The organism is Salipiger mangrovisoli (genome assembly GCF_015223355.1).
Taxonomy (GTDB): Bacteria; Pseudomonadota; Alphaproteobacteria; order Rhodobacterales; family Rhodobacteraceae; genus Salipiger; species Salipiger mangrovisoli.
In genome coordinates, this window is sequence record NZ_JADFFK010000014.1 from 13,270 (window position 1) to 25,080 (window position 11,811).

Here is an 11,811-nt window from a genome sequence, read left to right on the forward strand (position 1 = left end):
CTCAGGCCTCCATGGTCTTGAGGAAGGGCAGTTCGGTGACCGATTTGCCGGTCAGCGCCCGCCAGGCATTGGAGACGGCGGGACCGATGGGAGGCACTCCGGGCTCGCCGACACCCGTGGGATCAGCATCAGAGGCGATGATCTCGACCGTCACCTCGGGCATCTCGTGGATGCGCAGCATGCGGTAGTTGTCGAAGTTCGACTGCAGTACCGCACCGCCGTCCGCCAGCGTGATCTCGTCGAAGAGCACGCTGCCGAGGCCATAGCCGATGCCGCCCTCCATCTGCGCGCGGATCACGTTGGGGTTCACCGCGACACCGCAATCCACCGCGCACCAGACCCGGTGAACCCTCGGGTATCCACCCGCGTCCGAGACCTCGGCGATCTGCGCCACGTAGGTCTCGAAGCTTTCGTGCACAGCAACGCCATAGGCCTTGTCGCCCTTGACCTTGGTGCCGTCCCAGCCGGCCATCTCGGCGACCTTCTCGAGCACGCCGCGGTCGCGCGCCGCATCCTCGCGGATGAGATCGAGCCGCCCCTGCACCGGATCCTTGCCCTGCGCCTCGAGCACCATGTCGAGGAACACCTCGGTCGCATAGCCGGTGTGGGTGTGGCCCACCGAACGCCACCAGAGCACCGAAACGGGGCTTTCCTGCTGCGCCCAGCCGACGCGAACATTGCCGAGGTCATAGGGCATCTTGGTCGAGCCCTCGTAGGAGGTCGGGTCCATCCCATCCTGCATCATCTGCGCCATCGGCCCGCCGGCCATGATCGACTGGTTGACCACCACGTCTTCCCAGCCGGTCAGCTTGCCGTCGCCGTCGAGACCGGCGCGCATCTTATGGACGGTGAGCGGGCGGTAGTAGCCGCCGTGCAGATCGTCCTCGCGGGTCCAGACCAGCTTGAAGCTGCCCGGCCCCCCGGCGGCCTTGGCCACCTCGGCCAGTTCGCCCGCAAAATGCGCGGTGTCCTGCGCGCGACGGCCGAAGCTGCCGCCCGCCAGCATCACGTTGAGCTGCGCGCTCTCGGGCGAGAGGCCAAGCGTCTGCACGATGGTCGGCTTGTCGAGCGCGGGGAACTGCGAGCCCATCCAGACCTCGGCACCTTCCTCGCGGACCTCGATGACCCCATCGAGCGGCTCCATCGGCGCGTGGGCGAGATAGGGAAAGCGGAATTCGGCCTCGATGACCTGCGCCGCCCCATCGATGCCCGCCGCCCCGTCGCCGAGCATCTCGGCGTCCTTGCCGCCCTCGGATGCGGCCTTCGAGAAGGCCTCGAAGATCGCGGCGGAACTGCGCGTCTCGGCAGCGCTGTCGTCCCACTCGACGCTCAGCGCCTCGCGGCCCCTCAGCGCGGCATGTGTCGAGGTGGCATAGACCGCGACCCCCTGCGGGATCTGCCGGACCGCCTGCACGCCGGGCACCTCGAGCGCTGCGCTGTCGTCGTAGGACGCGACGGTCGCTCCGAACTTCGGCGGGTGCGCCACGACCACGGTCACCATGCCCTCGCGGTAGACATCCATCGTGAAGATCGCCGTTCCCGTGGACTTCGCCCTGGTGTCGAGCTTGGGCAAGTCGGTGCCGATCAGGACAAACTGGTCGGCCGATTTCACCGGCGGATCCTCCGGTGGGGTCAGCCCTGCTGCCTTCTCGGCCAGCGCGCCGAAGCCCGAGCTCTTGCCCGAGCCGTGGCTTATCTGCCCCTTGGAAATGGTGATTTCACTTTCGGGCACGCCCCAGTCCTCGGCGGCGGCGGCGACCAGCATGGCGCGGGCGGCGGCGCCGGCCTTGCGCATCTGCATGTAGGAATTGGCCATGGCGGTCGACCCGCCGGTGCCCTGCATGCCGAAGGCGAGGTTCTTGTAGAGCTCGTCGTTGGCCGGGGCGTTCTCGGCGCGCATCTGGCTCCAGTCGGCGTCCATCTCCTCGGCGACGAGCGTGGCAAGGCCGGTGAACGGGCCCTGACCGAACTCGATGTGCTTGATGATCACCGTCACGGTGTCGTCGGGGGCCACGCGGACGAAGGCATTGGGGGCGAAGCTCGCCTCGTCGGTCGCCCCGGACTGGAAGGCTGCGGCGGCCCCGGACTGGGCACGGGCCGCGAGGGGCAGGGTCATGCTGATCACCAGACCCGCGGAGGAGGCCAGGAAATTGCGGCGGGAAAGCACCTGTGTCATCGCATCAGCCCTCCAGCTTGTCTGCGGCGTCGTGGATCGCCTTGCGGATCCGGACGTAGGTGGCGCAGCGGCAGATGTTGCCGGCCATGGCGTTGTCGATGTCCTCGTCGCTGGGCTTGGGGATTTCCATCAGCAAAGCGGTGGCGCTCATCACCTGTCCCGACTGGCACCAGCCGCACTGCGGCACGTCGAGCCCTTCCCAGGCAGCCTGAACCGCCTCGGCCTCGGGGCCGTCGATGCCCTCGATCGTGGTGACGGAACTGCCGTCGACCATCGAGACCGGGGTGACGCAGGATCGCCGGGTCATGCCGTTCAGCATGACCGTGCAGGCGCCGCATTGCGCGATGCCGCAGCCGAACTTGGTGCCCGTCATCTGCAGCTCGTCGCGCAGCACCCAGAGGAGCGGCGTCTCCTCGGGCACGTCTACGGACACGTCTTTTCCGTTGAGTTCGAACGAAACCATGGCTTCCCTCCCTGGCTGCGCATGCGTAGCTTGGCGCTTGGTTTGTGCAACCGAGGTAGCGCTCTCGGCCGCAAAGTCCACGCCGGAACGTTGGCATTTTAACGTTGCATGTTTCCCGGGGCAGGGGTTCACTTGAACGCCACCGCCGAGAGTCCTGTGCCCGCGGTGTCCAAGGCGCCGCCGACCAGTTCGCCGAGATCCACCGCGCGCCGCATTGTCATGGAGCGCTGCGCCGCGAGCGCCATGGGCTATGTGCCATCTTTCAATGACATCTCGGGCTAGTCCCGCTGTTGTGCCCAATAATTGTCCAGAGAGCCAGGTCTTGAAACCGCGCGGAAAGCCATCCCGGTAACGCATTGGCGCCTATGCGATTATGGAGCAAGAAAGGGGCGCAGCAGGAATTAATTTGCGAAAATGCGTATCTTTCTGAAACGCAAGAGAAAGGGGTGATCATTCAAAACGAACTCTATCCGCATAGTCGGTGCGCGCGCTCCCATTGCCATCGCTGTGGTGGGACCAATGGGCGGCATCGTCTGCGAGCGGCGCCGGGCATCGATTGGTTGCGTCCTTCGACGTGAGAGCAGTTCGTTTGTCTGGTTGGTCGCTGGCTGCGCCTTCTGTTCTCATAAATCGCAGAAGATGTCCGACCTTAGCTGGCGGGCAAGCAAATGGAGCACTTGCCCGTCGCCTCGAGCATCCACAAACACTGGGCAATATCGAATGTCGGCGGCAGACCCAGAAAATCCGCATCCCGCTGGAAAACAACCATCCCCCGCGCACTCTAGGCAGCTGTCAACGCCTTGGCCGATCAATGTAGACATTGCCGGGTCGATGACAGTTTCAGCAATGGCACCCCGGCCGATGGCGTCTTAGGTCGTCCCGAAGCCATCTTCGCCCTGAACTCTGCGCCGTGGTTTTTTCGCTGACCAGCAACGTTGTCCGCTCTCGTCATCTTTTGCGGCAAGCCTAGGCGGATGCCCGGTTTAACGAAGGTATCTCAATTTTAGCATGCCGAGCATTGTTCGAGTGTTTGTCCCGTAGGGTCAAACGGCTCCAACCATCGCGCGTTGCGGTTTCTGAAAGGGTGGCGAGAGCGTCGCGCTCGGCAGAGGTTTGGCCGCTGCTCGTCGTGACGAGCAGCGCTTCTGCAAGTTCGTCCACGGCGCCCGGCCGAACCAACGTGACCCCGGGGCCAGCGTGGTCGCGCAATCCATCGACGCTCGTGGCGACCAGAGGGCGTCCTGCAACACGCGCTTCGAGCGCGGCGATGCCATAGGCTTCCCAGCGGGACGGCATCGCCACAATGTCGACCTCGGACATGGCGCGTGACGGATCCGCGACATGGCCATGGAATTGGATACGCGCGTCTCCGGCCGCCAGAGATTTCAACATGGCAAGATCGGCGCCCGCGCCATGGAGGCGCAGGACCCTGTCATTCCCAGGGATTCTGCGAAACGCCAAGATCAGCGTGTCGAAGCCCTTCTGGCGGTCGAGGCGTCCGAATGCACCGATCACTCGCGGCTGCGCGCGGGGTGCGGGCAGAGAGGCAAAGTCCGAGAGATCGACAGCGGGGCGTATGATCTCGAGCCGGTCCCATGGCACGAGGGCACGTGTGCGAAGCCATTCGCCCTGCGCGGCACTGACCGCCACCACTGTATCGAAAAGAGCGTAGGCGCTTCGCAGAAGCGTGAAGAACCGCGTCCGGCTGGGCACATTCAACGCGGTGAAGCCAGCGGTGTAGCTGTGTTCGACATGGATCAGTCGCGCCGCGGTGTTGCGGGCGCGCAGCGCAATGAGGCTGGGCAAAGCTCGCCAGTTGACCGAAAGGTGCGAGACGATGACCTCGCAATCCAGCGACAGCCGACCGACCTCGCCGCGGCTGACCGGGCGCAGGATATGTTCCGCCGCTTTGGCGAGCGTAGCGTCGGCTCGAAGGAAATCGAGATACCGCATGACGCCGCCGGGCGTGGTGTCGTCCACAAGGTGTACCACGCGCGTCAGATCTCTGGATGCGCACAGGGCAGGGTCTTTGAGAAAGGTCATTGTTCTGGCTCCTTAGAATGTTTCGCGGTGGTGCCGACTGCCGAAGGTGTCAGGCCGACGCGGGCCGCGTGGCCACTCGGTGCAGGGCACGCCCCAGGGGGCGATCGACCAAAGTCGCCGCGGCGAGGGTGACACCCGAGCGGATCGGTTCCTCGATCAATGGCCAGGGCGAACTTGCAAAGGCACGGCGGAGCAGCCTGCGCGCCTCAACACCGCGACCATCGCTGACCGCACGCCGCGCGAGGTAGCGCAGCTGGTAGGCCCGTGCTGTAGGCGCATAGCGGTCAAAGAACTGCGGATCGAGCGGTGTCAGCTTCTCGACCATCCGCTCCCAGGCGGCAAACTGGCGGTCGGTCGCGGCGCTCAGACCGCCCGAGGTGATCCGGTAGCGTGTCAGAAGGCCGCGGATGCCCTCGATTTCCCAGTCGGTGCTCAGCGCCAGGCGGAGCCAACATTCGATGTCTTCGGACTGCCGGAAGGTTTCGTCGAAGACCCAGTCGCGTTCGCGCTCACAGGACGGGCGCCAGGCGATGGACTCGAGCGCGGCACGGCGCAGGACGGGCACCGAGCCGTTGCCCACCGGATTGCGCTTGAAGATGTGCGCTGCGCCGATCCCCGTGAGCCGAGGTTTCTGGGCACGTCGCATGAGCGCACCGTTTTCGTCCATCAGCTGCGAGCCACTGAACGAGAGGCCGACCAGCGGGTTCGCATCAAGATGCGCGATATGCGCTGCGAGCTTGCCGGGAGCCCACTGGTCGTCGGCGTCGCAGAAGCCGATGTATCCGGCGCGGGCGGCCGCGATGCCGCTGTTGCGCGCGCCGGCGAGGCCGCGGTTTGCCTGACGCACGACGCGCAGGCGCGGGTCCTGACGCGCGATCGCCTGGGCGATCTGCGGCGTGTCGTCGGTCGAGCCGTCGTCCACCACGATGATCTCGAGGTCCTGATAGGTCTGAAGGCGCAGGCTGGTGAGCGTGTGCTCCAGCGTGGCCGCGGCATTGAACGCCGGCACGACAACCGAGGCGGTGGGGGCGGAAGTCCGGGGCAGAACGTGGGTCATCGGTGCGGCTCCTTCGATATGGTCAGCGGGAGAACAGGGCGCGGCGCATCGGCGCGGGCAGGGCGGGTGCGATCAGGGCTCCGGCGAGCGTGCCCCAGCCGCGATGGATCGGTCTCAGGAAACGCACCGGGGCAAGCGCGAGCCCCCGCAGCGCGAGATCCAGCGCGGTTGTGCCTCCGAGACCGACGCGCAGCGCGCGGCGCGCCAGATAGCGCAGGTACACCGCTTCGGCATCTGCGTCGGCATGGAAGCCGAAGCGCGCTGCGCTCTCCAGCGCCATGGCACGGCCCGCGTGCATCGCCTCGAGGTCGGCCGAGAGGCCGGAGGTCGAAACGCGGTAGTGCACCAGCGTCTGATCCACGGGATGGATGCGCGCTCCCAGACCGACGAGGCGGATCAGCCAGTCAAGGTCCTCGTTGTGCACCATGTCGCGGCGCAGCCCTCCGCTGCGGGCAAAGACCGGTGCGCGAAGCGCGATGTTGGACATGGTGCAGACCGGGTTCTCGCCCAGCAGCGCCGGGATGCTCAGCGGGCCGGCGGGCACGCTCGAGACCGAGCGCGCATCCTCGGCACGGCGCTCGAAGAAGGAGACCCGCCCGAACGCACCGTCGCAGGCCGGGTCGGCAAAGGCTGTCTCCAGCGCGGCAAGCTTGTTCGGCGCCCACAGGTCGTCGGCGTCGCAGAAGGCCAGGATTTCCCCGGTTGCTTGCGCGGCGCCGTGGTTGCGGGCATCCGACGGGCCCTTGCCCGGGTTCTCCAGCACGCGGATGCGGGGGTCGGTTGCGGCGGCGGTGCGCAGCAGGGCGTATGTGGCATCTGTCGAGCCGTCGTCGACACAGAGCGCCTCCCAGTCGGTTACCGTCTGTGCGCTCAGGCTGGCGAGCGTGTCGGCGATGGTCGCGGCGGCCTGGTAGCACGGCACGATGATCGAGAAGCGGGGCATGGGTCAGCTCCTTTGGGGGCGCGGGCCGAAGCCGGCGGCGAGGGCGGGAAGAGAGGCTGCGCCCATGGTGACGCAGGCGGTGGCGAGATAGCCCCAGGCCAGTGCGGTGAGGCCGAAGGGGGAGATCAAGACGGTGTTCAGAAGCATTGCGCCGGTGAGCAGCATGGTCGCGCGAAGCTCTTCGCCGGTGCGCCCCTCTGCGCGCAGCCAGCCGGCGGCGCCCGACCAAAGGCTCATCGGGATGGCCGCGAGACACAGGATGCTCACGACCTCGGAGATGCCCTCCCAGCCGGAGCCGAAGAGCAGCGGCACGTAGACCGGGGCGAGCGCGGCTTGCAGCGCCACGGCGGGGGCGACCACGGCAAGGCTCAGCAGGAGGCCTTGTCGCAGCGCCTCGGTCCGGTCCGGGGCGCGGCAGAGATGCGGAAAGATCACCAGCGAGATCGCCACCGAAAAGGACGCGGCAAGCCCGAGCCCTGCGTTGAAGGCGAGGAAGTAGAGACCGAGCATCTCGGGTCCCATCAGCAGCCCGATGAGCAGCTTGTCGGCCTGCAGGCGCAGAGCCTTGACGATCTCGATTCCCAGGACCGTGGCGCCGAAGCGGCTGAAATCAGACAGCGGCGTGCCCAGGGTGCCTCGCGCCGGTGTCCAGGGCCGAAGGCGGCGCATGCAGACAAGCCAGATTGGGGCCGCAAAAACGCGGGGCAGCACCAGCGCCAGCGCGCCGGGCCAGAGCAACGCGAGGAGCGCGGCCATGATGTTCGCGCCCACGACCTGGCCGCCGGCGATGGCGGCGGTCTGTCGCATCTTGCCCTCGCGCATCGCCAGCGCCGCCTGCACCAGCCCGGCGGGCATGAAGAGGTACTCTAGCGCCAGCAGCGCGACCAGGCCGCCGATGAGAGCGCTGCCGCCGAAGGCAACGAGCAGAACCGCGACCAGCACCTGCAGTCCGAAGAGCCCGGCGCACCAGAGCGTGAAGATCCGGCGCGCAGTGACGCAAGTGGCCTCGAGCCGGTGGTCGGGGGCGGCGATGATGCGCTGGCCGACGCCATTCTCGGTCAGCGCCTTCAGGATGTCCGCCGCCGCGAGCGCGGCCGCGGCGAGGCCGATGGCTTCGGCCTCCATGCTTCGGGACACGGCTATGACGACCAGCAGGCGAGACGCCTTCGCCGCCACTTCCGAGGCGCCGTATGCCAGCAGGTTCCGCACAAGCGGAACTTCGGTCAGCGCGAGGAGGATGGAGGGCAAGGGCATCGGTGGAACCTCTGGTTTTTGGTTCCCCGACCTTGCCGCATGCCCTGCCGTCACGTCGCCTGCGCGGGCGGACAGTTGCACGCTGCCCACGGACATAGAGCAATCCGAAGGGATATTGCGTCAACCCTGGCGGGAACGTGGATCCCTCCGATCAGATTGCCTAACACTGGATCAGGGCCTGACCGGTCCCCAGTTCAGACGGAGAGTTCGCGTGTTCCAGCCCAGTCTCAAGGCAGCCTCTATTTTCGCGCTGATGGCGGCCACGGGCTGTGCCAGCTACGACCGGCCTGACAATCTTGCCCCCGTGGAAAGGGGGCTCGACTACCAGGCACAGTGGCGTGAACCCGAGGTCAGCCGCGGCAACGCCCAGTTCCTGCGCTCGGCGATGATCAACGCTCAGGCCTGCCGGGCCCCGCTCGGGGGCGGCGACGGCAAGGGCAGCGGGCTCGCCGCGGCCTCGCTGCGCGGCGAGCGGCTCACGCGGGGCGATCTTCTCGACATCCGGGTCGAGCAGGATGAGACCTTCAACGGCTCCTACGAGGTGTCGCGCGACGGAACCATCCGCCTGCCGTTCCTCGATGTGATCCCGGCACAGGGCCGCACCGTCGACGAGATCGAGGACCGACTCGCCGCAGCGCTGCGCGCCGAGGAATTCTATGACGACAGGCCGCGCATCTCGGTGCGGGTTCTCGATCTTGCGCCCGTCAGCGTCGGGGTCTCTGGCGCGGTGTTCGAGCCGCACCAGGTCGAGATCGGAGCCCTCGGGGCAGATCAGCGCGACGGCGTGCGGATCAACGCCATGGGCGCGTCGACCGAGGCGCGCAACCTGTCCGCGGCGCTGCGGGCGGCGGGTGGCGTGCGCCCCGATGCCGACATCTCGGCGGTGGAATTGCGCCGGGCCGGGCAGCTCTACAAGCTCGACATGCGCGGCGTCTTCGAGGGCGAGAACGTGGTGGACGTCATGCTGGTCGGCGGTGACGAGATCCGCGTGCCGAGCCGCCAGTGCTTCCAGGAGGACCTGATGCGGCCGTCGCCGATCAGCCCGCCGGGCGTATCGCTCTTCTTGTCGAACCTGACGCAGCCGGCAAGCGGCAATGCCGAATCCGCCGTCGGGCGCGAGGTCCGCGAGGTGCCCTGGGGCACGCGCTATCTTCAGGCCGTGGTCGACACCAACTGCGTCGGCGGCCCGCGGGCGACGAGCGCGGACCGCTCGGCGGTCTTGTTCAGCCGCAACCCGGTGACGGGCGTCTCGGCGGTGATCGAGCGCAACATCGAGGACCTTCTGCGGCGGGCGGACCGCGATGATTACGATCCCTACCTGCTGCCCGGCGACTCCATCGCCTGCTACGACAGCACGGTCACGAACATCACCGAAGTGGCGCGGCTGCTGGGCATCATCGGCGTCGTGTCCTTCCTGCGCTGACGCTCTACGAAAGGGCGGACAAGGCGAGGCCCGGCGCGGGGGGACTGCGCCGGGCCTCTCTTCGCACCGGTGTCCGTCGGGACCCGGCGGGGCAAGATCCTTGCGGATCAGTAGGCCCCGCGGCCGGACAGCACAGTGCGGAAGGTCAAGAAGATGATCATCAGGTCAAGCAGGGTCGAGCGGCTTGCGCCGTAGGCCAGATCCATGTCGATCATCTTGTCGAAGGAAATGTCTGCCCGGCCGGAGACCTGCCAGAGCCCGGTTATGCCGGGCTTCACCCGGAGCCGTCCGAGCGCCTGCGCGGGGTAGGCGGCGACCTCCTGCGGAAGGGCGGGGCGGGGGCCGACGAGGGACATCTCGCCACGCAGGACGTTGAAGATCTGCGGCAACTCGTCGAGCGAGCTGCGTCGCAGGAAGCGCCCGATGCGGGTCACACGGGGGTCGTTCCGGGACTTGAAGCAGATGCCTGCACGGTCCGATTGCGCCAGAAGCGCGGCGCGGCGCTCCTCGGCATCGGTGTACATGGAGCGGAACTTCAGCACCGGAAAGGGCGTGCCGTCCTTGCCGACGCGGGTCTGCCGGTAGAATGCGGGGCCGGGGCTGTCGAGGCGGATCGCCAGTATGACCAGCAACAGCAGCGGCGAGAGAGCCACTGCCGCAAGTCCTGCGAGCGTCAGGTCGAGCAGGCGCTTGCGCAGGCCGATCGGGTCGACCGAGCGCAGCGCGTGCAGCGCGGCGCGCGCCATGAAGGTGGCGTTGCCGACGAGGTAACGGCGGGCCATGCGGCGGGGCTCGATCGCCAGTCGCCAGACCCATTCGCAGCGCGCCTTGCGGACCGCGTGCGGGGCGCGCCGGACGTTTCCGGCAAGGAAGTCGAACAGAGCGCCAACGCCGAGCCGCACACGCGGCGCCAGCCGCTCCGCGTTCCGGGCAAGCCAGACATCCTGAAGCGGCACGCCCATGGCGACGATGAGTATGTCGGCGCCGGACGCGTTGATGGCGTCGATCGCGGCCGCCTCGTCGGCGGCGCCTGCGTAGCCGTCTCTCGTGCCCACCACCCGCAGGCCGGGCATGTCGCGGCAGAGCCGATCCGCCGCACGGTCGGCCGTGCCAGGGGTGCCTCCGAAGAGGAAAACCGAAAGCCCGCGCTGGCGTGCCTCGCGCAGCAGCGCCGGAACGAAATCGGTGCCGTTGAGGTTCGCCGCAAGCCGCTGGCCTGTCATCCGTGCCGCCAGCTCGACGCCGATGCCATCCGGCAGGATCATGTCCGCGCGGCGCAGGGCGTCGGCATAGGAGGGATCGCGCGCCATGACGTTCGCGCAATGTGCGTTGAGAAAGGCGACGGTCCTGCGTCCCGGAGCCAGAACGCTTTCGATCGTTGCCCGTGCGGTTGCATCGACGAGCGGCAGGCCAATCACCTCGCGCCTTGGCAGGTCTGCATCAGACCTTTGGATATGCTGCGTATTCTGCCCGCTGAATTCGGTATCGGCCGCGTGCTTCATGTGATCCTCCCTGGGTTCGTGTGAATTTAACCCATAGGTTCACTACTCAGCGGCGCGCTTCAACGGAGCGTCAGGAGAACCGATCGAGCCTGACAGGTGGGCGTCCGGCTGCGGGTATGGAAAATCTGTCCCACCGGATAGGTCGCCTGTTCTGGCGGATTGGCAGACTCGGTTTTTCACAACTTTGGCGAGCTTGCGCGCTATCTTGTTGCGCGAGGGGAAACCACCGCCGAGGTTAGGAGAACATCATGCGCCTGTTGATTGCCGACGATCATGACCTTCTGAGAGATACGCTCGTCATGTTTTTCGAAAGCGCGAGCGACATTTCCGTCGTCACTGCCGCGAGCTTCGGCGAGGCGGAACGAATGATCGAAAAGGACGGCCCGTTCGATCTGGTGGTGCTGGATTTCAACATGCCCCAGATGGGCGGCCTGTCCGGGCTGGAGCGTCTGCTCGCCCGCCCGGAGCAGCCTCGGGTGGCGCTGATCTCAGGCGAGGCCCGCCGCGAGGTCGCGGAGAAGGCGCTGGCCATGGGTGCCTGCGGGTTCATCCCGAAGACGGTGACCGCGCGGAGGCTGGTGAATGCGGTGCGGTTCATGGCGATGGGCGAAGTCTACGCGCCCATCGATTTCATGAGCGGGCCCGAAACGCGCGAGATCCATCCGGTGGCCCAACAGCTGTCACGCCGCGAGAAGCAGGTCGCCAAGGGGCTGACCGAGGGCAAGTCGAACAAGGAGATTGCCCGCGACCTTGACCTACAAGAACCAACCATCAAGTTGCACGTGAAGACGCTCTATCGCAAGATCGGCGCGTCGAACCGCACGCAGGCCGCGCTGATTGCGCGCGAGGTCGGTCTCGCCTGAGCGCGATCCCTTCGGATAGCGCGGCGATGCTATCAGCCAGCCTGCATCGCCCTCACGCCGCCTCGCTATCCGGCGGCGCAGGGGACC

Annotated in this window: 9 protein-coding genes; 2 read left to right on the top strand and 7 right to left on the bottom strand. The window is 66.9% G+C overall.

Features of this window, described 5'->3' with window-relative positions:
- Nucleotide 1: 1 nt before the first annotated feature.
- The 6 genes from IQ782_RS17925 to IQ782_RS17950 form a co-directional block, all read right to left on the bottom strand.
- Nucleotides 2-2,176: a xanthine dehydrogenase family protein molybdopterin-binding subunit gene (locus tag IQ782_RS17925; protein WP_194136048.1), complete on the bottom strand. Its 2,175-nt coding sequence runs from the start codon at nucleotides 2,174-2,176 to the stop codon at nucleotides 2-4.
- A 4-nt stretch (nucleotides 2,177-2,180) separates the two neighbouring features.
- Nucleotides 2,181-2,639: a (2Fe-2S)-binding protein gene (locus IQ782_RS17930; RefSeq protein ID WP_194136049.1), complete on the bottom strand. Its 459-nt coding sequence runs from the start codon at nucleotides 2,637-2,639 to the stop codon at nucleotides 2,181-2,183.
- Between the two features lie 966 nt (nucleotides 2,640-3,605).
- The gene (locus IQ782_RS17935) at nucleotides 3,606-4,682 is read right to left on the bottom strand and encodes a glycosyltransferase family 4 protein (protein ID WP_194136050.1); all 1,077 of its coding nucleotides are present in this window, start codon (nucleotides 4,680-4,682) and stop codon (nucleotides 3,606-3,608) included.
- A 49-nt stretch (nucleotides 4,683-4,731) separates the two neighbouring features.
- Nucleotides 4,732-5,739, bottom strand: a complete 1,008-nt coding sequence (locus IQ782_RS17940; protein WP_194136051.1) for a glycosyltransferase family 2 protein — start codon at nucleotides 5,737-5,739, stop codon at nucleotides 4,732-4,734.
- Nucleotides 5,740-5,761: 22 nt separating this feature from the next.
- Nucleotides 5,762-6,682, bottom strand: coding sequence for a glycosyltransferase family 2 protein (locus tag IQ782_RS17945; RefSeq protein WP_194136052.1), 921 nt, complete (start codon nucleotides 6,680-6,682; stop codon nucleotides 5,762-5,764).
- A 3-nt stretch (nucleotides 6,683-6,685) separates the two neighbouring features.
- Entirely contained in the window at nucleotides 6,686-7,936 is a 1,251-nt protein-coding gene (locus tag IQ782_RS17950; protein ID WP_194136053.1) for an oligosaccharide flippase family protein, read from the bottom strand.
- Nucleotides 7,937-8,189: 253 nt separating this feature from the next.
- Between IQ782_RS17950 and IQ782_RS17955 the strand changes: the two genes are divergently transcribed.
- Nucleotides 8,190-9,359 carry a polysaccharide biosynthesis/export family protein gene (locus IQ782_RS17955; protein WP_194136155.1) on the top strand — a complete coding sequence of 390 codons (1,170 nt, stop codon included), beginning with the start codon at nucleotides 8,190-8,192 and terminating at the stop codon, nucleotides 9,357-9,359.
- Between the two features lie 107 nt (nucleotides 9,360-9,466).
- Here IQ782_RS17955 and IQ782_RS17960 read toward each other — a convergent pair whose 3' ends face one another.
- Nucleotides 9,467-10,861 carry a WecB/TagA/CpsF family glycosyltransferase gene (locus tag IQ782_RS17960; RefSeq protein ID WP_194136054.1) on the bottom strand — a complete coding sequence of 465 codons (1,395 nt, stop codon included), beginning with the start codon at nucleotides 10,859-10,861 and terminating at the stop codon, nucleotides 9,467-9,469.
- A 248-nt stretch (nucleotides 10,862-11,109) separates the two neighbouring features.
- On the opposite strand from IQ782_RS17960, the gene IQ782_RS17965 reads away from it, so the two are divergent.
- Nucleotides 11,110-11,724, top strand: coding sequence for a response regulator transcription factor (locus tag IQ782_RS17965; protein ID WP_194136055.1), 615 nt, complete (start codon nucleotides 11,110-11,112; stop codon nucleotides 11,722-11,724).
- Nucleotides 11,725-11,811: the final 87 nt, after the last annotated feature.

Excerpts from the sequence above, each read along its gene's own strand:
- IQ782_RS17925 (WP_194136048.1), bottom strand. The coding sequence starts at position 2,176 with ATGACACAGGTGCTTTCCCGCCGCAATTTCCTGGCCTCCTCCGCGGGT.
- IQ782_RS17930 (WP_194136049.1), bottom strand. The coding sequence starts at position 2,639 with ATGGTTTCGTTCGAACTCAACGGAAAAGACGTGTCCGTAGACGTGCCC.
- IQ782_RS17935 (WP_194136050.1), bottom strand. The coding sequence starts at position 4,682 with ATGACCTTTCTCAAAGACCCTGCCCTGTGCGCATCCAGAGATCTGACG.
- IQ782_RS17940 (WP_194136051.1), bottom strand. The coding sequence starts at position 5,739 with ATGACCCACGTTCTGCCCCGGACTTCCGCCCCCACCGCCTCGGTTGTC.
- IQ782_RS17945 (WP_194136052.1), bottom strand. The coding sequence starts at position 6,682 with ATGCCCCGCTTCTCGATCATCGTGCCGTGCTACCAGGCCGCCGCGACC.
- IQ782_RS17950 (WP_194136053.1), bottom strand. The coding sequence starts at position 7,936 with ATGCCCTTGCCCTCCATCCTCCTCGCGCTGACCGAAGTTCCGCTTGTG.
- IQ782_RS17955 (WP_194136155.1), top strand. The coding sequence starts at position 8,190 with ATGGCGGCCACGGGCTGTGCCAGCTACGACCGGCCTGACAATCTTGCC.
- IQ782_RS17960 (WP_194136054.1), bottom strand. The coding sequence starts at position 10,861 with ATGAAGCACGCGGCCGATACCGAATTCAGCGGGCAGAATACGCAGCAT.
- IQ782_RS17965 (WP_194136055.1), top strand. The coding sequence starts at position 11,110 with ATGCGCCTGTTGATTGCCGACGATCATGACCTTCTGAGAGATACGCTC.